Origin of the sequence: Nocardia sp. CC213A (genome assembly GCF_030766805.1) — a bacterium.
GTDB lineage: Bacteria > Actinomycetota > Actinomycetes > Mycobacteriales > Mycobacteriaceae > Nocardia > Nocardia otitidiscaviarum.
In genome coordinates this window covers 46,980-72,403 of the sequence record NZ_JASFXA010000027.1, presented here as the reverse complement: position 1 = coordinate 72,403, position 25,424 = coordinate 46,980, and the positions used below count along the sequence as shown (strand labels likewise).

Annotated in this window: 22 protein-coding genes, 1 pseudogene and 1 riboswitch; of the genes and pseudogenes, 12 read left to right on the top strand and 11 right to left on the bottom strand. The window is 68.1% G+C overall.

Annotated elements, in window-relative coordinates; translation table 11 throughout:
* Positions 1-101: 101 nt before the first annotated feature.
* Positions 102-1,424, top strand: coding sequence for a hypothetical protein (locus QJS31_RS33745; protein ID WP_306358638.1), 1,323 nt, complete (start codon positions 102-104; stop codon positions 1,422-1,424).
* Here QJS31_RS33745 and QJS31_RS33740 read toward each other — a convergent pair.
* From QJS31_RS33740 to QJS31_RS33720, 5 genes are all read right to left on the bottom strand, one after another.
* On the bottom strand, positions 1,343-2,749 hold the full coding sequence (locus QJS31_RS33740; protein WP_306358637.1) for a DUF5933 domain-containing protein: 1,407 nt from the start codon (positions 2,747-2,749) through the stop codon (positions 1,343-1,345). The genes QJS31_RS33745 and QJS31_RS33740 overlap by 82 nt on opposite strands.
* A gap of 97 nt (positions 2,750-2,846) precedes the next feature.
* Positions 2,847-3,992 carry a glutamate--cysteine ligase gene (locus tag QJS31_RS33735; protein WP_306358636.1) on the bottom strand — a complete coding sequence of 382 codons (1,146 nt, stop codon included), beginning with the start codon at positions 3,990-3,992 and terminating at the stop codon, positions 2,847-2,849.
* 13 nt (positions 3,993-4,005) lie between these two features.
* On the bottom strand, positions 4,006-4,689 hold the full coding sequence (locus tag QJS31_RS33730) for a superoxide dismutase family protein (RefSeq protein ID WP_306358635.1): 684 nt from the start codon (positions 4,687-4,689) through the stop codon (positions 4,006-4,008).
* A 116-nt stretch (positions 4,690-4,805) separates the two neighbouring features.
* The gene (locus QJS31_RS33725; RefSeq protein ID WP_372341751.1) at positions 4,806-5,372 is read right to left on the bottom strand and encodes a LytR C-terminal domain-containing protein; all 567 of its coding nucleotides are present in this window, start codon (positions 5,370-5,372) and stop codon (positions 4,806-4,808) included.
* Positions 5,373-5,482: 110 nt separating this feature from the next.
* Positions 5,483-5,836: a DUF3263 domain-containing protein gene (locus QJS31_RS33720; protein WP_029932962.1), complete on the bottom strand. Its 354-nt coding sequence runs from the start codon at positions 5,834-5,836 to the stop codon at positions 5,483-5,485.
* A gap of 211 nt (positions 5,837-6,047) precedes the next feature.
* Between QJS31_RS33720 and QJS31_RS33715 the strand changes: the two genes are divergently transcribed.
* From QJS31_RS33715 to QJS31_RS33705, 3 genes are read left to right on the top strand one after another with little or no spacing between them, the layout of a single operon-like run.
* On the top strand, positions 6,048-6,638 hold the full coding sequence (locus QJS31_RS33715; RefSeq protein WP_039817805.1) for a peptide deformylase: 591 nt from the start codon (positions 6,048-6,050) through the stop codon (positions 6,636-6,638).
* Positions 6,628-7,566: a GNAT family N-acetyltransferase gene (locus tag QJS31_RS33710; protein ID WP_306358634.1), complete on the top strand. Its 939-nt coding sequence runs from the start codon at positions 6,628-6,630 to the stop codon at positions 7,564-7,566. The genes QJS31_RS33715 and QJS31_RS33710 overlap by 11 nt, the downstream gene beginning before the upstream one ends.
* A 55-nt stretch (positions 7,567-7,621) precedes the next feature.
* Positions 7,622-8,437 carry an exodeoxyribonuclease III gene (locus QJS31_RS33705; protein ID WP_306358633.1) on the top strand — a complete coding sequence of 272 codons (816 nt, stop codon included), beginning with the start codon at positions 7,622-7,624 and terminating at the stop codon, positions 8,435-8,437.
* Positions 8,438-8,490: 53 nt separating this feature from the next.
* On the opposite strand, the gene QJS31_RS33700 is transcribed toward QJS31_RS33705, so the two are convergent.
* Positions 8,491-9,132 carry a hypothetical protein gene (locus tag QJS31_RS33700; protein ID WP_306358632.1) on the bottom strand — a complete coding sequence of 214 codons (642 nt, stop codon included), beginning with the start codon at positions 9,130-9,132 and terminating at the stop codon, positions 8,491-8,493.
* Between the two features lie 422 nt (positions 9,133-9,554).
* The gene (locus tag QJS31_RS33695) at positions 9,555-11,378 is read right to left on the bottom strand and encodes an acyl-CoA dehydrogenase (protein WP_306358631.1); all 1,824 of its coding nucleotides are present in this window, start codon (positions 11,376-11,378) and stop codon (positions 9,555-9,557) included.
* Positions 11,379-11,865: 487 nt separating this feature from the next.
* On the opposite strand from QJS31_RS33695, the gene QJS31_RS33690 reads away from it, so the two are divergent.
* A complete protein-coding gene (locus tag QJS31_RS33690; protein WP_306358630.1) occupies positions 11,866-13,173 on the top strand; it encodes an ATP-binding protein in 1,308 nt (435 codons plus the stop codon).
* An 86-nt stretch (positions 13,174-13,259) separates the two neighbouring features.
* On the opposite strand, the pseudogene QJS31_RS33685 reads toward QJS31_RS33690, so the two are convergent.
* Positions 13,260-13,556: pseudogene (locus QJS31_RS33685) on the bottom strand (acyl-CoA dehydrogenase); the annotation flags it as partial.
* Positions 13,557-13,680: 124 nt separating this feature from the next.
* On the opposite strand from QJS31_RS33685, the gene QJS31_RS33680 reads away from it, so the two are divergent.
* The 5 genes from QJS31_RS33680 to QJS31_RS33660 all read left to right on the top strand — a co-directional run bounded on the left by QJS31_RS33680 (position 13,681) and on the right by QJS31_RS33660 (position 20,010).
* Positions 13,681-14,307: a TetR/AcrR family transcriptional regulator gene (locus tag QJS31_RS33680; RefSeq protein ID WP_306358629.1), complete on the top strand. Its 627-nt coding sequence runs from the start codon at positions 13,681-13,683 to the stop codon at positions 14,305-14,307.
* Between the two features lie 258 nt (positions 14,308-14,565).
* Positions 14,566-14,829, top strand: a complete 264-nt coding sequence (locus tag QJS31_RS33675) for a GlsB/YeaQ/YmgE family stress response membrane protein (RefSeq protein ID WP_029932971.1) — start codon at positions 14,566-14,568, stop codon at positions 14,827-14,829.
* 340 nt (positions 14,830-15,169) lie between these two features.
* Positions 15,170-16,372 carry a homogentisate 1,2-dioxygenase gene (locus tag QJS31_RS33670; RefSeq protein WP_282785276.1) on the top strand — a complete coding sequence of 401 codons (1,203 nt, stop codon included), beginning with the start codon at positions 15,170-15,172 and terminating at the stop codon, positions 16,370-16,372.
* 62 nt (positions 16,373-16,434) lie between these two features.
* Positions 16,435-17,616: a fumarylacetoacetase gene (fahA, locus tag QJS31_RS33665; RefSeq protein WP_306358628.1), complete on the top strand. Its 1,182-nt coding sequence runs from the start codon at positions 16,435-16,437 to the stop codon at positions 17,614-17,616.
* 132 nt (positions 17,617-17,748) lie between these two features.
* Positions 17,749-20,010 (top strand): MMPL family transporter, encoded by a 2,262-nt coding sequence (locus tag QJS31_RS33660; protein ID WP_282785278.1) that lies wholly within the window; start codon positions 17,749-17,751, stop codon positions 20,008-20,010.
* 64 nt (positions 20,011-20,074) lie between these two features.
* On the opposite strand, the gene QJS31_RS33655 is transcribed toward QJS31_RS33660, so the two are convergent.
* Positions 20,075-20,758, bottom strand: a complete 684-nt coding sequence (locus tag QJS31_RS33655; protein ID WP_282785279.1) for a TetR/AcrR family transcriptional regulator — start codon at positions 20,756-20,758, stop codon at positions 20,075-20,077.
* Between the two features lie 97 nt (positions 20,759-20,855).
* Between QJS31_RS33655 and QJS31_RS33650 the strand changes: the two genes are divergently transcribed.
* Complete coding sequence (locus QJS31_RS33650; RefSeq protein WP_306358627.1) at positions 20,856-22,268, top strand: lipase family protein; 1,413 nt, start codon at positions 20,856-20,858, stop codon at positions 22,266-22,268.
* A 148-nt stretch (positions 22,269-22,416) separates the two neighbouring features.
* Positions 22,417-22,527, top strand: a riboswitch (TPP riboswitch).
* Positions 22,520-24,190, top strand: coding sequence for a phosphomethylpyrimidine synthase ThiC (gene thiC, locus QJS31_RS33645; RefSeq protein WP_282779286.1), 1,671 nt, complete (start codon positions 22,520-22,522; stop codon positions 24,188-24,190). (Overlaps the previous riboswitch by 8 nt.)
* Positions 24,191-24,229: 39 nt before the next feature.
* Here the strand turns inward: thiC and QJS31_RS33640 are convergent, their stop codons facing one another.
* Positions 24,230-24,637 (bottom strand): VOC family protein, encoded by a 408-nt coding sequence (locus QJS31_RS33640; protein WP_039817845.1) that lies wholly within the window; start codon positions 24,635-24,637, stop codon positions 24,230-24,232.
* A gap of 104 nt (positions 24,638-24,741) precedes the next feature.
* Positions 24,742-25,389, bottom strand: a complete 648-nt coding sequence (locus QJS31_RS33635) for a TetR/AcrR family transcriptional regulator (RefSeq protein ID WP_282779289.1) — start codon at positions 25,387-25,389, stop codon at positions 24,742-24,744.
* Between the last annotated feature and the right edge of the window lie 35 nt (positions 25,390-25,424).

Below are 25,424 nucleotides of genomic sequence, written 5' to 3'. Positions count from 1 at the left end.
CAATTTCGTCAGGGCGAGTCGGAGTGGCGCGTAGCCCGCACAAAGGTAATTTCAGCCTGGTGAAGGCGTATCAGATAGCGGCCGAAACTATCACTGCGCTGGTGGCGGCAATGGTTGCCGGACTGTCGCTGGCTATGCCTATCGACTTCGCCTGGACCTCACAGACCTCGGCACTGGAACTGGATCTGCTCGTCTACAGCTTGCCCCGGGCTATCGCGGCGGGCGCGCTGGCGGCCCTGATCACCGCGGTGCTCATCACCACCCTGAGCAGCATCGTCACCGCGTGGGCCACCGCGCTGGCGGGGCTGGTGGTGCTGCTGGCCAATCACACCGTCGGGCAGAGCAACTCCGGGACGGCCTCGCTGTCCACCATGAATTTCATCGATTCCCTGGCGGGCGGGGTGGCGTTGGGGGCACTCGGTGCGGCGGTGCTGCATCATCGGCTGCCGGCTTACGGGTGGACGCTCGGCGCACTCGCCAGCATTCTGCTCGGCTCGGTGAATCCGCTCCCGAATGTGGCCGGTTCATTGAACGAATCCGTACCGTCGGCGAATTGGCAGTCGATGGATATGCCGCCCACCTGGATGATCGCGGTGGCGGTGGCACTGGTGACCGTGAGCACCCTGGCCAATCGCAAACGCCGACCGGCGGAACGGCCGTCGATCGAATTGCCGATGACCCCGATCCTGGCGGGCGTGGTGCTGGTGCTGGTGTTCCTGTTCAGCGCCGAATGGCTGGCCCGCCACGGCGGCAGCGTCGCCGATATCGGCGTCGCGGTGGTGGCGGTGGTGGGCGGCGCGATCATCGCCACCATGCTGCTGCCGGGCCGCGACGGCGCCCTGGTGCTGGTGGCGGTGGCGATCAGCGCGGTGGGCAGCGCCACCATCGCGGCCTCGGTGCCCGCCTGGTCGATTCCGCTACTGGTGATCGTGACGGCGCTGGGCCTGTACGCGGGTTCGCGCCGCGCCGCGCCCATGGCCTGCCTGGTGATCCTGTTGGCGCTGGCGGTGTTCACGGCGATCACCGCTGATACCGAGAGCTCGCTGCTGATCATGACCGGCACCATCGTGCTGGCGTGGACCAGCGGATTCGGCCTGGCCTCGGCCGCGCCGCGCTACGTGCCCAACCGGGTGCTGGGCACGGTCATGCTCTATGTGCCCTCGGCGGTGCTCGGTCTGCGTGACTACGTCTCACGCGGGCATTACGCGCTGCGGGAGAGTCCGGACGATCCGGTGCTGTGCACCGTGACCACCCAGGACACCTCCGCCCCGGCGTGGACGGCCTTCATCATCACGGTGGGCTGTCTGCTCGGTTGGCTGCTGCTGCGCGGCAGCCGTCCGGTCTACGAGCGCGCGGTCGCGGATTCCGATGCGGGTGAGGATGATTCGGACGGCCCGGAGGAACCGCCGAACCAGGTGCGGTAGTAGGTGGTGACGTAGGCCGCGAACAGGCCGAGCAGCACCGCGCCCGCCGCCACCGGGTACTCGGCCATGGCGACCGCCAGGTACCGGTAGCTCAGCAGCAGTCCGATCAGCAGTACCGCGCCGCCGCCGACGAGCCGGATACGGAATCGGCCCCAGCCCCGCTCGGGCGCCCGCAGCGCGGATTCGACGGTCAGGCACAGCACCGCACCGGCGACTAGATCGACCCCGTAGTGGTAGCCGAAGCCGAGCGTCGCGGTGAGCGTGGCGACCAGCCAGAAGGTGCCGCCCCAGCGCAACCAGCGCGGCGCGGGCGCGCCGTCGGCGTCCCGGCGCGAATGCAGGAAGACCGCCAGTGCCCAGGCCGTGTGCATGGAGGGCATGCAGTTGCGGGGCGTCACCTCGTCGAACGGCAGCGTCGCGGGGGTCGGGTCGATGGGCGGCACCAGCTGCGGCCAGTAGTTGCCCAGCTGTAGTCCGTGGCCGTCGGGTCCGTAGGCGAACATCGGCCCGACCACCGGGAAGAACACGTAGACGACCGGACCCACCAGGCCCAGCACCAGGAAGGTGCGCACCAGGTAGTGCCGGGGCCACACCCGCTCGGTGACCACGCCGCGCAGCTGCCAGGCCGCGACCGCCATGGCGGCCACCGGCAGTTCGATGTACACCCAGTGCAGCACCGCGTAGCCGACCGGTCCGAGCGCCTCCACCACCCGGCCCAGCACCCAGGACGGGTCGCCGAGGGCGTGGTCGGCCAGCACCAGGTAGGGGTCGAGCACATCCGGCCCGGCCAGCACGGTGATGTGCAGCCAGACGTCGCCGACCTTGGTGGCCAGGACCAACAGTGCGCCCAGCGCGGTCGCGCGCAGGGCGGTCGTGTACGGCGTGCTGTCGGTGCCGTCCGCCCGCGCCCGTCGCCAGCCCAGGGCCGCGGCGACGCCCATGGCGGTGAGCACGATGGTGGGACCGTTGCCGAGGGCGAACGGCCCGTCGCCCAGCAGGCGCGCGGCGGCGAAGACGGTGTCGATCGCGATGGCCGATCCGAGCGCGATGCCGCGCCATTTCCAGTTCAGCCCCACCAGCGCCAGGGCCAGTCCCGCCCACGGCACGGAGATGGATTTGGGTGTCCCGGCGTAGTCGCGCCACAGACTCGCGAGCGGGCCTTCGAACCCACCGTGGCCGGCCGCGACCTGCAAGACGATCAGCAGGGCGGGGACGGCGGCGATAGCCGCGCCGAATGCGATGCGGCGGACGGAGGTCCGGCCCCGACCCCCGCGCCCCGGATACGTCGAGTCGGGGCGCGGGTCGTCGAGTAGCACGACGACCATAGTAAACATCGTATGAACGCGGCCCGCGAGGCAGTTGAACGCCGGGCGAGCAACCGGTCGCTCAGCCGGTCGAGCTACCGGGTGTCATGCGGCACGTCTACTGATCGAGTTCCTTGACCAGCGAGTCCACCACCGCGACCAGGTCACCCTGCGCGGCCGCGGCCACCCGACGCTGCCGCTGATAGGAGGCGCCCCGCTTCGGAATCTCCGCGACCATGGCGAGCTCGTTCTCGCAGCCGAGGCTCTTGGCGGTCGGTTCGAGCCGGTTCAGCAGCTCGTCCAGATCGTCGGTGACGAGGCGCTCATTACTGTCGGCATCGGTGATGATGATGGCGTCGAGCCCGTAGCGGGCGGCGCGCCATTTGTTCTCCTGCACATGCCACGGCGGAATGGTGGGCAGGGTTTCCCCGGATTCGACGCGACGGTCCAGGTCGACGATGAGGCAGTGGATGAGCGACACCAGCGCCGCCAGTTCGGTGCGGGTCGGGGTGCCGTCGCAGACCCGCACCTCGATGGTCCCCCATTTCGGGGCGGGCCGGATATCCCAGTGCATCCCGCCGAGCTGTTCGAACACGCCGGTCTTCATCTGGTCGTGTACGAACCCCTCGAACTGCCGCCAGTTCTCGAATTGGAAGGGCAGTCCGGCGGTGGGCAGCTGCTGGAACATGAGCGCCCGGTTGCTGGCGTAGCCGGTGTCGACCCCGGCCCACATGGGCGAGGACGCGGAGAGCGCCAGCAGGTGCGGATACGACAGCAGCAGCGTGTTGAGGATCGGGAAGACCTTGTCCGGGTGCGAGACGCCCACGTGCACGTGCACACCCCAGATGAGCATCTGGCGGCCCCACCACTGGGTGCGCTCGATGAGCTCGTCGTAGTGGGGGGTGCGGGTGAGCTGCTGGCTGGACCACTGCGCGAAGGGATGGGTGCCCGCGCAGAACAGGTCGACCCCGAGCGGGTCGGCGGCCCGGCGCACGGCGGTCATGGTGTCGGACAGTTCGTCCAGCACCTCGCCGACGGTGTCGTGCTTGCCGCTGACGATCTCGACCGTATTGCGCAGCAGTTCCTTGGTGATCTGCGGGGTGCCGTCCCAGGCGCGCATATCCCCGCAGGCGTCGAAGACCGCCGCGGCTTTGCTGGAGAGGTCGCGCGTGTGCTTGTCGACGAGCGCGACCTCCCACTCCACGCCGAGCGTGGGCCGGGGCGATGAGTTGAAGGGAACCTTCGCGATATCTGCCCCGCCCATGGCTCTCCTGTAGTTATCCGATGACGCCGCAGGCGACCCGGCCGCCCGCGTCGCCGGTCGCCAGCGTCTCGGCGTCCGGTCCGCTGCCGCCCGGGTGGTTGTAGCGGCTGGGGATGTTGCCGAAGTTGTCGGCTCCGGCGTGGATCATCAGGGCCTTGCCCTTGATGTCGTCCAGCGTGACCTTGTCGGTGGTGGTGACGAGTGTGGCGCTGCCGTCCTCGAGCACCTCGAGCGAGGTCAGGTCACCGCTCATGGGACGGGCGTTCTGGTCGCCGACCTGGAGGTGGCCGCCGGCCGAGAGGAAGGCGCCGGCGGGGCCGCCGGTGGGCGCGGTGGAGTTGGGTTCGCACTTGCCGAACTGGTGGATGTGCATGCCGTGGAAGCCGGGCTCGAGGCCGTGCGCTTCGACGGTGAGTTCGAGGTGGTTGCCCGTCTTACCGAAGGTGGCGGTGCCGACGGTGTTGCCGTTGACATCCTTCAGCTGCGCGCTGACCGATTCGGTGGGCGGGGTGGCGGTTCCGTGCCCGGTGTCGGTGCCGCCCGCCGGGGCGGGGGAGCTGGTGAACACCGGCGGCGTGGTCCCCTGGACGTCGCTCGACTCCTGGCTGTTGGTGCAGGCCACCAGGCCGAAGGCCGCGACGGCCAGCACCGGGGTCACAGTCCGCCAAGACGGGCGACGAGTTGTGGACGGGGCCATCGGGGAACTCCTTATCGTGTACCGAGTTTACGGGTACAGCACTGCGGACAGGTTTCGTACCGGACAAGATGATGCCAGAGACATGGTGTTGTCCCGTGCAGGGGCCGGGCGGTCGTTCAGTTGCGGGTCACGATGACGATGACTCCCGCCGGGGAGTCCGCGATACCGGGGAAACGCGGTTCGGCGGTCGCGCCGAGCTCGGCCGCGATGGCCATGGCGGCCGCCCGCTCGCTCGCCGAACTGCCGTAGTACACCGTGGTTTTCGGGATCACACCGCTGGCGTAGTTGCCGGTTTCGGCAATGCTCCAGCCGCTTTCGCGGAGCTGGCTCGCGGTGCTCGCGGCCAGGCCCTGGATATCGCTGTTGTTGTACACCCGCACCGGGACCGACCTGTCGACGGCGGCAGTGGTCGTCGTCGTGGTCGTGGTCGTCGGCGCGGGGGTGGTGGTCGTCGGCGCGTCCGCGGTCGTGGTGGTGGCGGCGGGCGGCGGCGTATTCGCCTGTGTCGCCACAACACTCGCGGTCGTCGTGGTCTCCGGGCCGGACGCGGTGTCCGTGCCCTCCGAATCCGAACTCGACAACGACATCGCGCCGAGGCCCGCGAATACGATGGCCAGCGCGATCAGCACCATGGCCAGCGCCCGCAGCGGCGGGCCGCCGGACGGCGAATTCGGGTTACTCACGGCCCCGAGCCTAATCCCACGCGCCGCTGGGACGCCGTATCACACCGCGATTGAGTGCCGAAACACCCGAAAATCCCTGGGTCGCGGATATCGCGCGCATACCGGTCGCGTCAGATCTGGAAGCCGAGACGGCGCGCCGCCCGCTGCTTCTGCCGACTGGCCCGCAGTCGCCGCAGGCGCTTGACCAGCATGGGGTCGGCCGCCAGGGCTTCGGGCTTGTCCACCACGGCGTTCAACACCTGGTAGTACCGGGTGGGCGAGAGACCGAACAGCTCGCGAATGGCCTCTTCCTTGACACCGGCGTATTTCCACCACTGCCGCTCGAACCCGAGAATCTCGAGCTCCCGGCGGGAAAGGCCATGGGCCCCATCCTCGTCGGGCTGCGCGGCGTTCACCGCGATCTCATCGCTCGCGGAAGGGCTGTCCTCGCTTGCGGAGATGTTCCGTGCCGCTGCGCCGTCCATGATGCTCCCTCGCCGAGTTGTCACCAGACGAAAATGGTGCTTGTCTCCTCGCCGATCATTCAACCACGCGACGCAGACTTGTCGGTGCGTACCGCTCGGCGTGTTCGCGACACGGAGGCCCGGCGTGTTGGGGTTGAACAGTCAACGCTTCAGAAGCGCCGCGCGCAGGTCAGCGCGCTGGTGCCGGAACGCACCCAGTAGGCTCTCGACCATGGCTATCCTCCCGATCGTGATCGTCGGTGACCCGGTTCTGCACAACCCGACGAACCCGGTGACCGAGTCCCCGGAGGAATTGGCGACGCTGATCGCGGACATGTACGAGACCATGGACGCCGCCAATGGCGTGGGTTTGGCCGCCAATCAGGTAGGGGTGGCCAAACGGCTGTTCGTCTACGACTGCCCGGACGAGTTCCCGGACGGCACCGTCAAGCGCCGCCGCGGCTGCGTGATCAACCCGGTGCTGGAGACCTCCGCACTGCCGGAGACCATGCCGGACCCGGACGACGACGAGGAGGGCTGCCTGTCCGTGCCGGGCGAGCAATTCCCCACCGGCCGCGCCGAGTGGGCGCGCGTCACCGGCACCGACGAGCACGGCGAACCAGTGGACATCGAGGGCAAGGGCTTCTTCGCCCGCATGCTCCAGCACGAAACCGGACATCTGGACGGCTTCCTGTACGTGGACGTGCTGATCGGCCGCAATGCCCGCGCGGCCAAAAAGGCCATCAAGCGCAACGGTTGGGGCACACCGGGTTTGACCTGGGTTCCGGGTACGGTGCCGGACCCGTTCGGGCATGACGACTGATCCCGGCACACCCGCGGTCGGTCGCCGGGTGGTGGTGCGCTACCGCCTGCCCGAGGGCTATCCGCAGCCGCTGACCGATGTGATCGGTGAACTCCTCGCGGTCGACCCGGTGACCGTGCGCACCGCCGACGGCGAGGTGACGCAGATCGCTCCCGACCGCGTGGTGGCATGGAAGGCGTTGGGCGCGCGGCCGATTCGCACCAAGGAGATCCGCGCGCTGGAGGGGGCCGCCGCCGACGGCTGGCCCGGTTTGCAGCGCACCTGGATCGACGGCTGGCTGGTACGGGCCGGTGCGGACTACACCAATCGCGCGAATTCGGCCGTGCCGCTGGGAAGTTCGGGACAGCCCGCGGTGGCGTCGGCGGAGACGCTGCACCGCATCGGCGAGTGGTACGCCGCCCGCGGGCTGCCGCTGCGGCTGTCGCTGCCGGATCGCCTCGTCCCGGTGCCGCCGGAGTGGCGCATCTGGAACGAGACCGCGGTCCTGGCCGTCGACATCGCGAATATGGTGTTGCCACAGGGGCCTTCGATGGTGCGGATCGATCCCATGCCCGGCGACGCCTGGCTGGAGGCCCACCGCGGCGACGCCGAGACCGCACCAGACGTGGAGGTGCTCACCGCGATCCGGGAAGGCGAACTCGGTTTCGCCGCACTGGGTTTGCCGACGCCGCTGGCGATCGGCCGCGGCGCGATCACCACCGCCCCCGACGGCCGCCGCTGGATCGGTTTGAGCTGCGTGGGAGTGGCCGCCGAGCATCGGCGGCACGGACTGGGCACACTGGTGTGCGCGGAACTGATCCGCTGGGGGCAGGCTCGCGGTGCGACGCACGCCTACGCGCAGGTGGCGGTCGAGAACGCGGCGGCCCTTGCCATGTACGGGCAGCTGGGTTTCGTCGACCACCACCGGTACCGGTACGCGGCACCCTGATCCGTCACCGGCGGGCGACGCCCGACCGTGCCGATATTCGATCGAAAGGTTTTTCGTGCGGCTCGCGACCTGGAACGTGAATTCGATTCGCTCCCGTGTGGATCGGGTGCTGTCGTGGCTGGATCGCGCCGATGTGGACGTGCTGGCCATGCAGGAGACCAAATGCAAGGACGAGCAGTTCCCGTTCGAGCGGTTCGAGGCGGCCGGGTACGAGGTCGCGCATGTCGGGCACAGCCAGTGGAACGGCGTGGCCATCGCCTCCCGGGTGGGACTCGACGATGTCGAGATCGGTTTCCCGCGCCAGCCCGGATTCGACAAGAACGCCGACGAGGCGCTGCTGAGCACGCCCGTGGTGGAGGCGCGGGCGCTCGGTGCGACCTGCGGCGGGGTGCGGGTGTGGAGCCTGTACGTGCCCAACGGCCGCACGCTGACCGATCCGCACTACACGTACAAGCTGGAATGGCTGGCGGCGCTGCGGGATGCGGGCACCGACTGGCTCACCGCCGATCCGGGAGCGCAGATCGCGCTGGTGGGTGACTGGAATATCGCGCCCACCGACGACGATGTGTGGTCGCCGGAGTTCTTCGAGGGCAAAACCCATGTGTCGCCGCCGGAGCGGGACGCTTTCCGCGCCTTCGACAGCGCCGGGTTCACCGATGTGATGCGGCCGTTCCACCCGGGGCCGGGCGTCTACACCTACTGGGACTACACCCAGCTGCGCTTCCCGCGCAAGGAGGGCATGCGCATCGACTTCATCCTCGGCTCCCCCGCGCTGGCGGCCCGGGTGACCGACGCGAACGTGGACCGCGAGGAGCGCAAGGGTAAGGGCGCGAGTGATCACGCGCCCGTCGTCGCCGATCTGGGAGACTGATCCGTCCTTCGTCGGCGCGGATCACACCGATACGCCCCCTGTCCCGCCGGAAGTCATTCGACGGGGCGGGTTTTGATGGCGTCGCGGGAGATGAAGACGTTGTAGGTGCCCGGGGTGGCGATGACGGCGTTGCCGTAGGCCGAGCGGACGAACGGGTCGGTGTACCAGCTCTGTGACTTCATATCGTCGAAGAAGTCGCCGTCGCCGCCATTGAGGAAGATGTGGTTCTGCTTGGTGGCGATGCCGTCGAGTCGCTGGCCGTAGAGCCGGGTGACCTTGTAGCCGGAGTTGAAGCCGAGTGCGTTGACCCACGGCTCGAGTTCGACGATATTGGCCTGCAACACCCAGAGGTCGCCCTCCACCTGATAGTTCAGTCGCTGGTCCTCATGCCCTTCGTCGCCGAACAGGGTGAGTTCCACATTCATCATGTGCTCCTCCCCCGCCACCGGCGTGGCGACGATATGCGCCGCCTTCACCTCCCCGGTGAGTCCGAGGAAGGTCTGCAAAAGCGTTGTCACCCAGAGGATGACCACCGCGATCAGGACGAGCGAGATGGCGGCCGAGCCGCGCCCCGCGAGTACCCGCCACCCGACCTTGCGGGCCTTGAGGACAGCGGTCACCAACAGCGCCAGTGCCGCGACGCCGAGCACGATGAGCAGGATCTGAATCCAGCCGAAGGTCACCGGGAAAACCATGCGGTAGTTGTACCCGGTACGCCGGCGCCGACACGGCAGGTCGCGCGCAATTCGGGCGTGTCCGCCCGGCGCGCCGCGGATAACGCCGCCCGCGGGCTGGCCGCGCTTCCCCGGCGAGGGTGGAGCCGGTTCACTCGCCGGGGCCGAAGGTCTCCCAACGGCAAGGCCCGGCGACACATTGAGCATCGCCGGGCCGCTGCCGTCTCATGAATGCGGCGGTCTACCGCTGACCACGGTGAGCGGGGTGATCCGCCGGGCGAGGACGACGCGTGGGCCGGGTTCGGCGGGGCCTGAGTTGCCTCACTCGAACCGCGAAGCCAACTCGTCGGTACCGCCGCCGCCCCGGCGAGCGAGGGCGGTTCCGTGGGACGCTCACCTTCCGGCCGACTTCTCCGGGATGCGGGGCTCGGCCCCGCCTCCACTCAGAATGCCGCTTCGTCCAGGTGCATGATGTCGTTGTCGATGTTCTCGATGACGGTGCGGACGCCGCTCAGCAGCGGGAGCTTGTTCTTGGCGAACCAGGAGGCGACGCCGATCTTGCCGGTGTAGAACGCCTTGTCCTTGTCGGCGACTCCGGCGTCCAGGGTGGCCTGGGCGATCTTCGCCTGCTCCAGCAGCCGCCAGGCGATGACGAGATCGCCGGTGGCGTAGAGGAATCGGACCGAGCCGAGGCCGACCTTGTAGATCTCCTCGGGGTTCTGCTGGGCGGCCATCAGGTAGCCGGTGAGGGCGGCGGCCATGGCCTGCACGTCGGCCAGGGCCGCGCCGAGCAGCTTGCGCTCGGCGTCCAGGCCGGTGCCCTGATCGACGAACTTCTGGATGAGCCCGGCGACGTGTGCCAGCGCCACACCCTTGTCACGAACGATCTTGCGGAAGAAGAAGTCCTGCGCCTGGATGGCGGTGGTGCCCTCGTACAGCGAGTCGATCTTCGAGTCGCGGATGTACTGCTCGATCGGGTAGTCCTGCAGGAAGCCGGAGCCGCCGAGGGTTTGCAGCGATTCGGTGAGCATCTCGTAGGCGCGGTCGGAGCCGCAGCCCTTCACGATGGGCAGCAGCAGGTCGTTGACGCGCTCGGCGAGTTCGGCGTCGGCGCCGAAGTTCGCCTGCGCCACATCGGCGTTCTGGTAGGCGGCGCAGTACATGTACAGCGCGCGCAGGCCCTCCGCGTACGCCTTCTGCGCGGCCAGCGAGCGACGCACGTCCGGGTGGTGGGTGATGGTGACGCGGGGCGCGGTCTTGTCGGCCATCTGGGTGAGGTCCGCGCCCTGGACGCGCTGCTTGGCGTATTCGAGGGCGTTGAGGTAGCCGGTGGACAGCGTGCCGGTGGCCTTGGTGCCCACCATCATGCGCGCGTTCTCGATGACCCGGAACATCTGCGCGATGCCGTTGTGGACCCCGCCGACCAGGTAGCCGACGGCGGGCTTCTCGCCGCCGAAGGTGATCTCGCAGGTGGGCGAGGACTTGATGCCCATCTTGTGCTCGACGCCGGTCACGTACGCGCCGTTGCGCTCGCCGAGCGCCATGGTCTCGGTGTCGAACAGGAATTTCGGCACGATGAACAGGGATAGGCCCTTGGTGCCCGGTCCCGCACCCTCGGGGCGGGCCAGCACCAGGTGGAAAATGTTGTCGGCGGTGTCGCCCACATCGCCGCCGGAGATGAAGCGCTTGACGCCGGAGATGTGCCAGCTGCCGTCGGGCTGTTCGGTGGCCTTGGTGCGGCCCATGCCGACATCGGAGCCGGCGTCGGGCTCGGTGAGCACCATGGTGCCGCCCCAGCGGTTCTCCCAGGCGTGCGCGGCCCAGCGCTTCTGCTCGTCGGTTCCCTCGGTGAAGATCACCTGGTGCATGAGCGGGCCCATATTGAAGAAGCTCGCGGAGTTGTTGGCGGCGACCAGCATTTCCTGGATGCCCCAGATGAGGGCGTTGGGCGCGGAGACGCCGCCCATCTCCTCGGGCATGCCGAGCCCGGAGTAGCCCGCCTCGTTAACCGCGGCCACGGTCTTCTTCAGCGATTCGGGGACGGTGATGTCGTAGGTCTCCGGCCGGAACTCCACCGGGTTGCGATCGGCGTCGACGAAGGAGGCCGCGATCGGACCCGTCGCCAGCCGCTCCGCCTCCGACAGCATGGCCTGCGCCGTCTCGCTGTCCAGATCGCCGTAGGCGCCGCCGTCCAGCAGCGCCCCGATGCCTAGCACTTCGAACAAGTTGAACTCGATATCACGCAGGTTCGCCTTGTAGTGCGTCACGGGCCCGGCCTCCTAAGCCATCGATGATCGAATAACTGGAGGTTGCCGTACGTTTGTCCCATTACGCAACCGTAGGTTCTTGTGCAACCAGGCGCATAGGGGTCGGACCAGGGCGCGCCCGAAGATAGCCGACTCTATGGAACGTGTTCCATGAGCTAAGGACATGAGCTCCAGCCAGCACACGAACCTGACCAAGCACCTGCTTGAACCGCTCCGAGTGGATCACCGAGAGTTGACGAAGCCGGAGTCCACACCCCTCCCACAGTCTGATTGCGGGAAATTTGCCATCCGCTGCGCTGAGGCACGTTGAGAGATCGCGCACAAGCACGCCGACGCGCCATTCCTGCGCCGACGGGCCGAGGCGAGCTCATGTTCCTCATCGGCGAGAAGCGCACTGGTGGCGACCCACGCACCAAGATAGCGGCAGAACACGCACGTACCATCCGGCAAGACACGCACACATGGCCCGGCAAGACACGCATGGCGGATGCGGCAAGACACGCACAGCATGCGCCATAATGGGGGCGTGACCTCCTCTTTTTCCACGTCACCAATCGGCCGCATCCTCCCCCGGCACGCTCACTCGGCGGTGCATGAAGCGCTCGCGGACACACGTGTCGTTCTGGTCAACGGAGCACGCCAATGCGGCAAGAGCACGTTGGTTGCCCGAATTGCTCGGGAGATTGGCGCGACCTGGCGAAGCCTCGACAATCTCGAGACGCGGCAGGCAGCCGGGTACGACCCCACCCAATTCGTCCTCGACACGTCCCCTCTGGTGATCGACGAGGTGCAACGTGTACCGGAGCTGTTGTTGGCCATCAAAGAGACGGTCGACGCCGACGGTCGACCGGGCCGGTTCCTGCTGACCGGGTCCGCTCGTGTCATGGCACTGCGCAGCGTGCCGGACGCCCTTCCCGGACGCATGGAGACGATCGAACTCTGGCCGCTGTCCCAGGGTGAGATCGACGGCGCACCGGATAGGTTCGTCGACTGCGCTTTCGAGCGGGGGCCACAACTGCGGCACGAAGGAATCGAGAGTCGCGATGACTACGTCGAACGGGTCGCGCGTGGTGGATTCCCGGAAGCGGTTGCGCGAGAGGGCAAGCGCCGTTCCCGATTCTTCTCCTCGTATATCGCCGATCTGATCAACCGAGACGTGATGCAGCTGTCGGAGATCGAACGCACCACGGAGATGTTCGCCCTGATCAACCTTGTCGCGGCCCGGTCCGGCCAGTTGCTGGTGCCCGGGACGCTCGGCAGCGAACTGAGCATGTCCAGGGACACCGTTGCCCGCTACCTACGCCTGCTGGAGGAGGTCTTTCTGATCAAGCGAATCCCCGCGTGGTCACGAAACCTGACCACACGGGCCGTGGCGACCGCCAAGGTGATCATGGTCGATTCCGGTATCGCAGCGCATCTGTGTGGCGCCGACCCCCGCACGTTGCGGGCGGTCAACGGCCCGTTCGGACCGCTGCTGGAAGGTTTCGTGGCAGCCGAAATCGCCCGACAGCTCACCTGGTCCGAGCACGACGCCCGGATGTTCCATTACCGCACCCGCGACAATGTCGAAGTCGACATCGTTCTCGAGAACAACCGCCGAGAAGTGATCGCCATCGAGGTGAAGGCAGCCACCACGGTAAAGAGCGAGGACTTCCGAGGTCTGCGGCATCTCGCCGATCGCCTGGGTGACGACCTCCTCGCCGGATACGTGCTCTACACCGGCACCGAAACCCTGCCGTTCGGGCCGAAATTCCGCGCCCTACCGGTCAGCGCGCTGTGGGATGTACGACCATGATCGCACCCGAAAATCGATCAGGCCCCGGTCGAACGCACCGTCCGCGCTATCTGTCTGAACACTCAGGTGGGTGGCGGTGGCGAGGTGTAGTTCCGGTGCCGGGAGTCGGCGGCGAAGAACAGGTAGCCGGAGTACTCCTCGTCGGTCATCTTCCGCTGGAAGTCGGCCGAGTCGATGACGGGTTTGTCGGCGCGGCGGCCGAACACCGAAACCATCGCGGCCGCATTGCCATTGCCGATGTAGTACTTGCCGCCGGTGGGGGTGAACCCACCGCGCGCCTTCGGCTCCAGGATCATGTCGGTGGAGTAGATGTCCGCGCCGTGCGCCTGCTCGGAGAGGCCGAAGGCGAAGATCTCACCGGAGTCGAGCGCGGCGGCGGCGCGCGGGACGATCCAGTCAATTTCATTCGCGACTGTAGCATTATCCTACGTAGACATAGGAAACGATCAGGTGAAACCCTGTGACCAGCCGATCGTCGCGGCGCGGGCACTGCTATCGTCGGTGCCCATGGGTACCGAACCGGCTGTCCGGCCGCGCCAGCGCGCACAGCATCTCGGGCCCGAGCGCCGCCGCCCGCAAGTGTTGGACGCCGCCCTGGAGATCGCGGTGGAGAGCGGCATCGCCGCCGTGACCATCGCGGCCGTGGCCGATCGCATGCAGGTCACCCGGCCGGTCGTCTACGCCTGCTACGCCGATCGCGTGGAACTCATCGAGGCGCTCATGCGGCGCGAGGAGGACTATCTGCTGCGCGGCATTCTCGACGTGCTGCCGCGCCGTCGGGTGGAGGCCGACGAGGCGGTGTTCGTGGAGGGGTTCCGCGCCCTGCTGCACGTGGTCGCCAACCGCCCCGAGAGTTGGCGGCTCCTCTACGGCAACCCCGATCCGGCGGTGGCCGACTCCTTCGGCCGCGGCCGACAACTCGCGGTGAAACGCTGCACCCGCCGCCTCCGGCCCACCCTGCGCGCCTGGGACACCGCGGACGCCGACCGCAAACTTCCCGCGCTGGTGGAACTTTGGGTTTCCGCGGGCGAGGGCGCGGTCCGCACCCTGCTGTCGGGCGAGGGTGAATGGACCCCCGACACCCTGGGCGAATTCGTCGGCGCGGCGGTGTACCGAGCGCTCCGCCACGCCTGACCAGGCCGCGAGCGCGCATCCCACCGCACAGGCGGACACTCGACGCCTGGGATACTCGTCCTGTCCCGCTGCATTCCGGACCGCAGCAGCCGCCGACGCAGCGCAGCCCACCCGGTGTGCGGCGAAGCCAACCGTCCCGAACGGAATTCCGAAGAGTTCGCCCGCCCTACACGCCCGAGTTATCCGGACACTCCGTATTTGTAGTGCGACAGCGCTATTTTCGACGTGCGTCAACGGCACGTGACAAGGAGCTCCCCTATGGGCATCATCGTCATGATCATCATCGGTCTCATCGCGGGTGCCATCGCCCGCCTGCTCGTTCCGGGCAAGGAGGATATGGGCTGGATCGCCACCATCCTGCTGGGTATCGCGGGCGGGTATGTCGGCGGCACGCTCGGCAGCCTGGTGTTCGCACCGCACGAGTTCGACTTCCGGCCGCCCGTCGAGCACTCCTTCATCGGCGCGATCATCGGCGCGGTCATCATCCTGGTGGTCTACAAGTTCATCCGCGCCCGGGTCTGAGCACACCGCGAGCCGAACGGGGCCGCCAGCGACCGACCACGCTGGCGGCCCTTCCGCGTTCATACGGCAGGTGCGCGACGGCGGCGCGACGGCGCGAGGGGCGCCGCCTACACCTCACCACCAGCGACAACACCACGCCCGGCAGCTCGCTGGCCGATCCGGTCACCTGCACTTTCTGTCATGGTTGCTCGATTAACCTCGTCGCAGGCGCAATGAAAATCCACAGCAGATGCACAAATCGTGCGAATTGCTCACGACAATCTGCCACGCGGGCCGCGCGCCCGTGACTACGATGGACGCCGAGGGGAGTCGGACAGGCGGTCTGGCGGAAGGTCCGGTCATGGCGTTTTATCGGCAGGTGGGAACGGTGCCGCCCAAACGGCACACCCAGCACCGCGATGCCCACGGCAAGCTCTACTACGAGGAGCTGATGGGTGAGGAGGGCTTCTCCGGCGACTCGTCGCTGCTCTACCACCGCGGCCTGCCACCGGCCATCGTGGACTCGGAGGTCTGGCTGGTTCCCGATCAGCGGACCTTTCCGAATCATCCACTGCAACACCGGCATCTGCGGCTGCACGAACTGTTCCCGGGCGACAAGCCGGACGGCACCGATGTGGTGACCGGGCGGCGACTGCTGCTGGGCAATGCCGATGTGCGCATCTCGTACGTGGTGGCCGCGCGGCCGTCGCCGCTGTACCGCAATGCCGTCGGCGACGAGCTGGTGTACATCGAATCCGGTGCGGGCCGGGTGGAGACCGTCTTCGGCGTGCTGCCGGTGCGCCAGGGCCACCAGGTGCTGCTGCCGCGCGCCACCACGCACCGCTGGCTGCCGGAGGGCCCGGAACCCTTGCGGGCCTACGTGATCGAGGCGTCGGGCCATATCACCCCACCCAAGCGCTATCTGTCCAAGTACGGCCAGTTCCTGGAGCATTCGCCGTACTGCGAGCGGGATCTGCACGGCCCCGCCGAACCGCTGCTGGCGGAGGGTACGGACGTCGAGGTGCTGGTGAAGCATCGCCCGGCCGGTGAGATCGTCGGCACCCGCATGATGTACGCGACGCACCCGTTCGACGTGGTGGGCTGGGACGGCTGCCTGTACCCGTTCACCTTCGATATCGCCGACTTCGAGCCGATCACCGGTCGCGTGCATCAGCCGCCGCCCGCGCATCAGGCGTTCGAGGGCTCCAACTTCGTGGTGTGCAACTTCGTGCCGCGCAAGGTCGACTACCACCCGCTCTCGATTCCGGTGCCCTACTACCACTCCAATGTGGACTCCGACGAGATCATGTTCTACTGCGGCGGCAACTACGAGGCGCGCCGCGGCTCGGGCATCGCGCAGGGTTCGGTGTCGGTGCATCCGGGCGGCTACGCGCACGGCCCGCAACCGGGGGCCTACGAGCGCAGCATCGGCGCGGAGTTCTTCGACGAGTTGGCGGTCATGGTCGATACCTTCCGGCCGCTCGGACTCGGCGAGGGCGCGCTGGCCTGCGAGGATCCCGAGTACGCGTGGACCTGGTCCGGCCGCGGGCCGGGAGTTCGGTAAATGCGGGACGCCCCCGCCCGCACCGCGGTGCGGGTCCGTCCCGCCTGCCCGGAGGAGATACGGTGAACAGTCGAGTGCGCATCGAGGTGTCGGCGGATTCCGGATTCGGGCCGCGGCATCTGCCCTACGGGGTCTTCCAACCCAGCGGTGGCGAACCGCGCGTGGGGGTGCGATTGGGTGACTGCGTGGTGGATCTGGCGGTGGCCCTGGATGATCCGATGTTCGCCCGGCCCAGCCTCAATGCCTTCATGGCGCAGGGGCCGACCATCTGGCGGGAGGTGCGCGAGCGGCTGCAAGCGGCGGCCGACGGTGAATTCCCGGCCGCCGCCGTGCATTCCGTCTCGGCGGTGCGGCTGCTGCTGCCGGTGGAGGTCGGCGATTACGTCGACTTCTACGCCAGCATCGACCACGCGACCAACGCCGGTCGCATCTTCCGTCCGGATTCCGAACCGCTGCTGCCGAATTGGCGACATCTGCCGGTGGGCTACCACGGCCGCGCGGGCACCGTAGTGGTCTCCGGCACCGAGGTGATCCGGCCCTGCGGCCAACGCCGAGGCGCTTCGGGCGCACCGGATTTCGGTCCGACGCAGCGACTCGACATCGAGGCGGAACTGGGTTTCGTGGTCGGCGCGGACTCCGAGCGCGGCACGGCCGTCGAGACCGGCGCGTTCGCCGATCACGTCTTCGGGGTGGCGCTGGTCAACGACTGGTCCGCCCGCGACATCCAGGCGTGGGAGGCGCAGCCGCTGGGTCCCTTCCTCGGCAAATCCTTCGCGACATCGCTGGCGGCCTGGGTGACACCCCTGGATGCCCTGCGGGAGGCGCGGATTCCGCTGCCCGCACAGGACCCGCGACCGCTGCCCTACCTGCGGGACAGCGCGCCGTGGGGGCTCGACATCGAACTGCGGGTGGAGTGGAACGGGCAGCTGGTCGCCACTCCCCCGTACTCACGCATGTACTGGTCTCCGGCGCAGATGCTCGCCCATATGACGGTCAACGGGGCCTCCGTGCGCACCGGCGACCTGTTCGCCTCGGGCACCATCTCCGGGCCGCAGCGCCACGAGCGCGGCTCGCTGCTGGAATTGAGCTGGGGCGGCACCGAACCCGTGGATGTGGGCGGCGCGAAGCGGACGTATCTGGAGGACGGCGACGAGGTGGTGATCACGGCGTCGGCCCCGGCGGCGGACGGCGGCCGGCTCACGCTCGGCGAGGTCCGGGGCTCGATCCGGCCCGCACGCCCCTGACCTCCGGCGGCACCGCGATCGCCATCCGATAGCCGATCGGCATGCCCATGACCATGGTCACAGCCGATCGCTATGGCGGGATGTGGACGGCTACCGTTCCGAAGTTGGGAAACTCCGGAGGGCAGTGCGTCGATGCTTACCAATCTCGCCCGCTTCGCCATGGCGCGGCCGCGTACCGTGCTGGTGGCCGCGTTGTTGCTGATGATCATCTGCGGTGGCTTCGGCGCGACCGTGAAGTCGCATATGGTCGGCGGCGGCTACCTCACCTCCGAACTGGAGTCGGTGCGCGCCAACGACTTCATCGAGGACAACTTCCCCGGCGGCAATCCGAACCTCATTGTCATGATCACCGCCGAGGGCGGGGTGAACAGTCCGGAGGCGCGGAGCGAGGCGCAGCGCATCACCGATGAACTGCGCGCCGATTCGACCATCACCGGGGTGCGGTCGTACTGGACCACCGTGACCGAGCGCTCGGATCTGGCGACAGCGCTGCGCAGCAAGGACAGCAAGCGCGGTCTCATCATGGCCACCCTGCTCGGCACCGACACCCAGATCCAGAACCGCGCGGCCGAACTCACCGGCGATCTCAGCGGTGACCGCGGCGGCGTGCAGGTGCGGGTGGGCGGTATGGCGGGCACCTTCGCCGATATCAACCACCAGGTGGAGAAGGATCTGATCCTGGCCGAGGCCATCGCCATCCCTATTTCGGGGCTGCTGCTGGTGCTGGTGTTCGGTTCGCTGGTAGCCGCGGCGCTGCCGATCGGCGTGGGCCTGTTCGCGATCGCCGCCACCCTCGGCATCCTGCGGGCGCTCACCACGGTCATGGACGTGTCGATCTTCGCGTTGAATATGACCAGCGCGCTGGGCCTGGCGCTGGCCATCGACTACAGCCTGTTCCTCGTCAGTCGTTACCGCGAGGAACTCGCGGCGGGTCGCGACACCCGCGCCGCGGTGCTGCGCGCGGTGCAGACGGCGGGCCGCACGGTGGTGTTCTCGGGTCTGACCGTGGCACTGGCGCTGGCGGCGCTGGCGGTGTTCCCGCAGCCGTTCTTCAAATCCTTCGCCTTCGCCGGGGTGGCGGTGGTGGCCGCGGCGGTCGGCGCGTCGGTGCTGCTGCTCCCGGCCGCACTGGTGCTGCTCGGCGATCGGATCAACGCCCTGGATCTGCGGAAACCGCTGCGGCGCGCGCTCGGTCGGCCCGATCCCACGCCGCAGCGGCCCGAGGACAGCGGCTGGTACCGGCTGGTCATGTGGGTGATGCGGCGGTCCGTCCCGGTCGCCGTGGTGACCGGCGCGGTACTGCTGGCGCTCGGCTCACCGTTCCTGGGCGCGCATTTCGGCAGCCCGGACGATCGGGTGATCGGCGACTTCGCCTCCAGCCGCCAGGTCGGCGACGCGCTGCGCGAGGACTTCAACGCCGATATGGCATCGAGCGCCGTGCTGGTGCTGCCGGACTTCCAGGGCACCGGAGAGCAGATCGGCACCTATGCCGCCGCGCTGTCGAAGGTGCCGGACGTGCCCGCGGTGATGTCGAGCGCGGGCGTCTACGTCGACGGTACGAAGATGGCGGCCGGACTGCCCGAAATGGCCGGACCGGCGGGCACCTACCTGTCGGTGGGCACCCGGCTCGCGCCCTCCTCGGTGGCGGGCAAGGAGCAGTTGGCCACCCTGCGCGAGGTGCCCGCGCCCGGCGAGGTGCTGTTCGGCGGCGCGGCGGCGCTGGACGAGGACACCATGGATTCGGTGATCCAGCGCTTGCCGCTGGCCGTCGGGCTGATCGCGGTGATCACCCTGATCCTGCTGTTCCTGTTCACCGGCAGCGTGGTGCTGCCGGTGAAGGCACTGCTGCTGAACCTGCTCTCGGTCACCGCCACCTTCGGGGCGATGATCTGGATCTTCCAGGACGGGCATCTGTCCGGCCTGCTCGGCTTCACCCCGACCGGCACCATCGACCTGTTCATGCCGATCCTGATGTTCTGCCTGGCATTCGGCATGTCCATGGACTACGAGGTCTTCCTGCTCTCCCGCATTCGCGAGGAGTGGCTGGCCTCGGATCGCAGCGCCGCCGCGAACGCCCGCTCGGTGGCGCTGGGCGTGGCCCGCACCGGCCGCATCTTCACCGCCGCGGCGGGTCTGATGGCGGTGGTACTGCTGGCCGTGGCCACCTCCCAGGTGGCGGCCATGAAGCTCTTCGGCATCGGGCTGGCGCTGGCGATCGTGGCCGATGCCACCGTGATCCGCGGCCTGCTGGCCCCGGCGCTCATGCGGATGATGAGCACCGCCAACTGGTGGGCTCCGAAACCCCTTGCGGCGCTGCACAAGCGGATCGGACTGGAGGAGGAGGGCGCGGAGCCGGAGCGGCCCGCGCCGACGCTGGAGAAGTTGCGTTCCTGACCCGATCGGCCACCGCCGCGCTCCGGATGTCACTCGGGGCCGGTTCGGGGGCGGACAGATCCGGCTACCGCCCCGAGGCGGCGCTCGCCCGGCGACCCAACTCCATGACCGTCAGGAAGTGGACTAGGTCCTCGATGAGGCTGTCCACCGAGTCCGGCGCACCGCCGTCGTCGTGATGGTGCAGCCAGTCGGCGACCAATTCGAACATGCCGCCGATGGCCGCCAAACTCACGGCGAGACTGCGCCTTTCGTCCATCTCCGCTTCGGGCCACTGGGTGTCGAGGAAGGCCGCGGCCCAGCGGCGGTTGCCGCGCCGCTGTTTTTCCACGGCGGGTGAGATGCCGCCCGCCTCGCCGAAGGTCACCTTGGCCAGCCGCACGTCGTCGGCGATGGCGTGCACGAAGGCCGCGACGATGGCGCGCAGCCGCTCCTGCCACGGCAGGTCGGCGGTCTCCGCGGCCACCTGCGCCACCCGGGTCTGGAACTGCACGGTGATGTGCTCCAGCAGGGCGCGATAGCAGGCTTCCTTGCTGTCGAAGTGGTCGTAGAAGCCTTTGGTGCCGACGTAGGCGTGTTGACAGATCTGCTCGATCGAGGTGCCCGAATAGCTCTGCTGGGCAAAGAGTTCGGTCGCAGCCGCGAGGAGCTGACGACGCCGCTGCGCACTGCGCTCCTCGGCGTCGAGGCCACGGATTCGACGCCGCGCCGGTGCGGGGTCGGGTCGCGCGGCGGATTTGCTGCGGGTCATAGGCAAACCTTAGCGGCGTCCTTTCGAAAAAGAATTCTTGTTGATAACAGGATAGCGTGTTGTAATCGTCGTCACGTCGATGAGGAAGGGAACAGACGTGGCAGGGATCAATGGGGATCGCCGAAGGCGGGGGTGGCGGCGCTTCACCGCGGCCGCGCTCGCGACGGCGGCGGTCATGAGCACGGCGGTGGCCATGAGCACCGCGGCACTGCTGGGTACGGCGGGCACGGCCGCCGCGGCACCGCAGCCGGTGGATGTGGATCCGTTCTATCAAGCGCCCGAGGGCTTCGAATCCGCCGCGCCGGGCGACATTCTGCGGTCGCGCGAAGTGCAGTTGGCGGTGCTCACGGTGCTCCCGGTGCGAGTGCGTGCCTGGCAGTTGCTGTATCGCACCACCGACCTGTTCGAACAACCCACGGTGGCGGCGACCACGGTGGCGGTGCCCGTGGGGGCCGACACCGCTCGCAGCCGACCGCTGGTCTCACACCAGTTCTTCTACGACAGCGCCGCACCGCACTGCGCACCCTCGTTCCTGTTGCAGCAGGGCGGCGGCCTGGCGGGAGTCGAGGGCATCCACTCCAACGTGGAATACCTGGAGCTCGCGGCCTCCATCAGCCAGGGCTACGCCATCAACGTGCCCGACTACGAGGGCCTGAACGGTCATCTGGCCGTCGCCAAGGAACCCGGCTACATGGTGCTCGACAGCATCCGCGCGGCCGAACGCTTCGAACCCCTCGGCCTGGACGGCGCGAACACGCCGGTGGCGCTGTGGGGGTACTCCGGCGGCGGCATGGCCAGCGGCTGGGCCGCGGAAATGCATCCCACCTACGCGCCGGAGCTGAACATCAAGGGCGCGGCCATCGGCGCGCCGGTCTCGGACGTGGAATCACTGCTGCACGTGAACGGCTCCATGTTCTCCAGCCTCATCGGCATCGGCATCGCGTCGCTGATGAACGCCTACCCGGAGTTCGCCGCGGCGACCGAACGCGTGCTCACCCCCGAGGGCCGGGCGATGATGAACCGCACCAACGCCCAGTGCCTGCCGCGCAACGCGCTGACCATGATGTTCGTCGACTATCAGAAGATGCTGACCATTCCCATCGCGGAGTACCTGGCGCTGCCGGAGGTCCGCGAGGTGTTCGACGCGACCGTGCTCGGCAAGCACGCGCCGACCATGCCGATCATGCTCTACCAGGGCGTCTTCGACGAGGCCGTGCCGGTCTTCGACAATGACGCGCTGGTGCCCAAGTGGTGTGCGGGCGGCACCTCGGTGCTCTACAAGCGCGACCACCTCAGCGAGCACCTGACCCTGCCCACCCTGGGCATGGGCGACGCCTTCAACTGGGTGCGCGGCCGCCTGGCCCCCGGCGCGCCCGATCCGGTGGGTTGCCAGACCGAGAACCACCTGTCACTGTTCTTCGATCTCCAGGACATCCTGATGCAGACCGAGATCAATCTGAACGCCACCTTCGGCGCGCTGGGCTGGCCCATCGGACCTCAGGAACGCTGAGAAACCTTCTCGCTCAGCCCCTGTGACTCGTGCCCCGACCGCAACCGGAGCGGTCGGGGCACGAGTGCGGGTACGCGGGTATCCGCCGCCCGCGGCGGTCTCGTGACGCGACTCACGCGGGACCGGTATGGTCGGCAGCGTTATCTATTCGCATGCCAACGGGGGCTCGCACCAGCGGGCTGAGAGGACGGCTAGTGGGCCGTCGACCGTATGAACCTGACCGGGTAATGCCGGCGTAGGGAGGATTCACAATGTCACCTGATCGAGTCGCGTCCACGAACGGCCGGTCCGCGCCGGTGGACACGGTGACCACCGGTCCTATCGAAGGCAGCGTCAAGCACTACCAGCAGCTCGAGGCCGACGGCACGACGCTGCGCATTCCGGTGCGACGCATCAACCTCACCAATGGTGAGCATTTCGACGTGTACGACACGTCCGGCCCGTACACCGACTCCAGCGCGAGCATCGACGTGGAGGCGGGCCTGCCCAAGCTGCGCGACGCCTGGGCCAAGCCGGACGTGCCCGGCCCGCGCACCCAGCTGGCCTGGGCTCGCGCGGGCATCATCACCAAGGAGATGCACTACATCGCGGCCCGCGAGGGCGTCTCCCCCGAACTCGTGCGCGACGAGGTCGCCGCCGGGCGGGCGGTGATTCCGGCCAATCACAACCACCCCGAATCCGAGCCGATGATCATCGGCAAGAAGTTCGCGGTGAAGATCAATGCCAATATCGGCAACTCGGCCGTCTCCTCCTCCATCGCCGAGGAGGTGGAGAAGATGGTGTGGGCCACCCGCTGGGGCGCGGACACCATCATGGACCTGTCCACCGGCAAGAACATCCACGAGACCCGCGAGTGGATTCTGCGCAACTCCCCGGTCCCGGTCGGCACCGTGCCGATCTACCAGGCGCTGGAGAAGGTGAACGGCGATCCCACCAAGCTCACCTGGGAGATCTACCGCGACACCGTCATCGAACAGGCCGAGCAGGGCGTGGACTACATGACCGTGCACGCGGGCGTGCTGCTGCGCTACATCCCGCTCACCGCCAAGCGCGTCACCGGCATTGTCTCGCGCGGCGGTTCCATCATGGCGGCGTGGTGTCTGGCGCATCACCAGGAGTCGTTCCTGTACACGAATTTCGCTGAGCTGTGCGAGATTCTGGCGAAGTACGACATCACCTTCTCCCTCGGTGACGGCCTGCGGCCCGGTTCCATCGCCGACGCCAACGACGAGGCGCAGTTCGCCGAACTCCGGACCCTCGGCGAGCTGACGAAGATCGCGAAATCCCATGGCGTGCAGGTGATGATCGAGGGCCCGGGCCACGTGCCCATGCACAAGATCGTGGAAAACGTTCGCCTGGAAGAGGAATGGTGCGAGGAGGCCCCGTTCTACACGCTGGGCCCGCTCGCCACCGATATCGCCCCGGCCTACGACCACATCACCTCGGCCATCGGCGCGGCCATCATCGCCCAGGCCGGCACCGCCATGCTCTGCTATGTCACGCCGAAGGAGCATCTGGGCCTGCCCAACCGCGACGACGTGAAGGTCGGCGTGATCACCTACAAGATCGCCGCCCACTCCGCCGACCTCGCCAAGGGCCACCCGGGCGCGCAGGCCCGCGACGACGCGCTGTCCAAGGCCCGCTTCGAGTTCCGCTGGCGCGACCAGTTCGCGCTGTCGCTGGACCCCGACACCGCGCGGGAGTACCACGACGAGACGCTGCCCGCCGAACCCGCCAAGACCGCGCACTTCTGCTCCATGTGCGGCCCGAAGTTCTGCTCCATGCGCATCTCCGCGGATGTCCGCGAGTACGCCGAGAAGCAGGGCCTCACCGATGTGGCGGCCATCGAGGCGGGCATGGCCGAGAAGTCCGCCGAGTTCGCGGCCAGCGGCAAGCAGGTGTACCTGCCGGTCGTCTCGTAGCCGCGCACGCCCGGCCCGCAGCCGCTGCGGGCCGGGCGCTCAGGCCCGCGCGGAGATCTGCTGGACGCCCCAGCTGTTGCCGTCCGGGTCGTCGAAGTAGATGAAGCCGACATTGTCGAGCGGGTCGGCGGTGGGGGACGGATTCACGCCGACCACCTCGATATCGCTGACGGGGACGCCGCGCTCCACCAGTTCGGCGTGGGCGCGCTTCAGATCGGGCACCACCAGTTGCAGGCCCTTGAGGCAGCCCGGCTCCATATGGGGCACCACGCCCTCCCCGATGACGATGGAGCAGCCGGAGCCGGGCGGGGTCAGTTGCACGACCCGCATGCCCTCGGCGATATGCGTGTCGTGGTCGACGGTGAAGCCGAGTTGGCGGGCGTAGAAGTCCAGGGCGCGATCCACATCCGATACCGGGACGATCACGACCTCGAGGGTCCAGTTCATGGCTCGAGCCTTCCTGCGGGGCGGACAGCTGTCACCACTATGGACGCGACGGGCGGGCGAAAGTGGTCGTTCCCGCTCGATTCGGTGTGTCCGATGCGCGAATGTCAGCGCTTCGGCTGCCAGCGCTGTGCGAATTCGCCCGGCCGCGGCGCCGGGCCGGGGAGTTTTCCCGAGGCGGCGAGCCCGTCCACGAGCATGGCCAGGACGCGGCGGCGCAGTTGCGCGGTCCGGTCCGGGTCCGGCAGGGAGACGGCCGCGCACGCCTCGAGAACGAGTCCGAGATCGGCCACGGTCGCATCCGCGCGCAGGGTGCCGGACGCGTGCGCTCGGCGGATCAGCTCCTCGTTCAGCTCCGCGGATCGCTGCACATCCGGGAAGATCGACTCGTCCGGGGTGAAGGTGCCCGCCAGGTGGACGGTCAGCGAATGCACGTCGGCATCCACCACGCGTTGCAGGAATCCCACCAGGCCCTGCCAACCGTCGGAGTCGGCCAGCGCCGCCTCGGCTTCGGCGTTGTAGCGGCGCAGGCCGTCGTGGCAGAGCGTGCGCAGCAGCGCCTCCTTGTTGGCGTAGCGGCGGTACAGGGCACTGATACCGACGCCCGCGCGTTCCGCGACAGCGGCGATCGGAGCGGTGGCATCGGCGAGGAATACCTCGCGGGCGGCGCGGAGGATGAGTTCGTCGTTGCGGGCGGCCTGCGCCTTGCGGCCCGGCAGTGCGCGCTGAGCTGGGGTTTCGGCGGTTTCGGTCATGATTTCAGCATAACACTTGAACGGAATGATCCGTT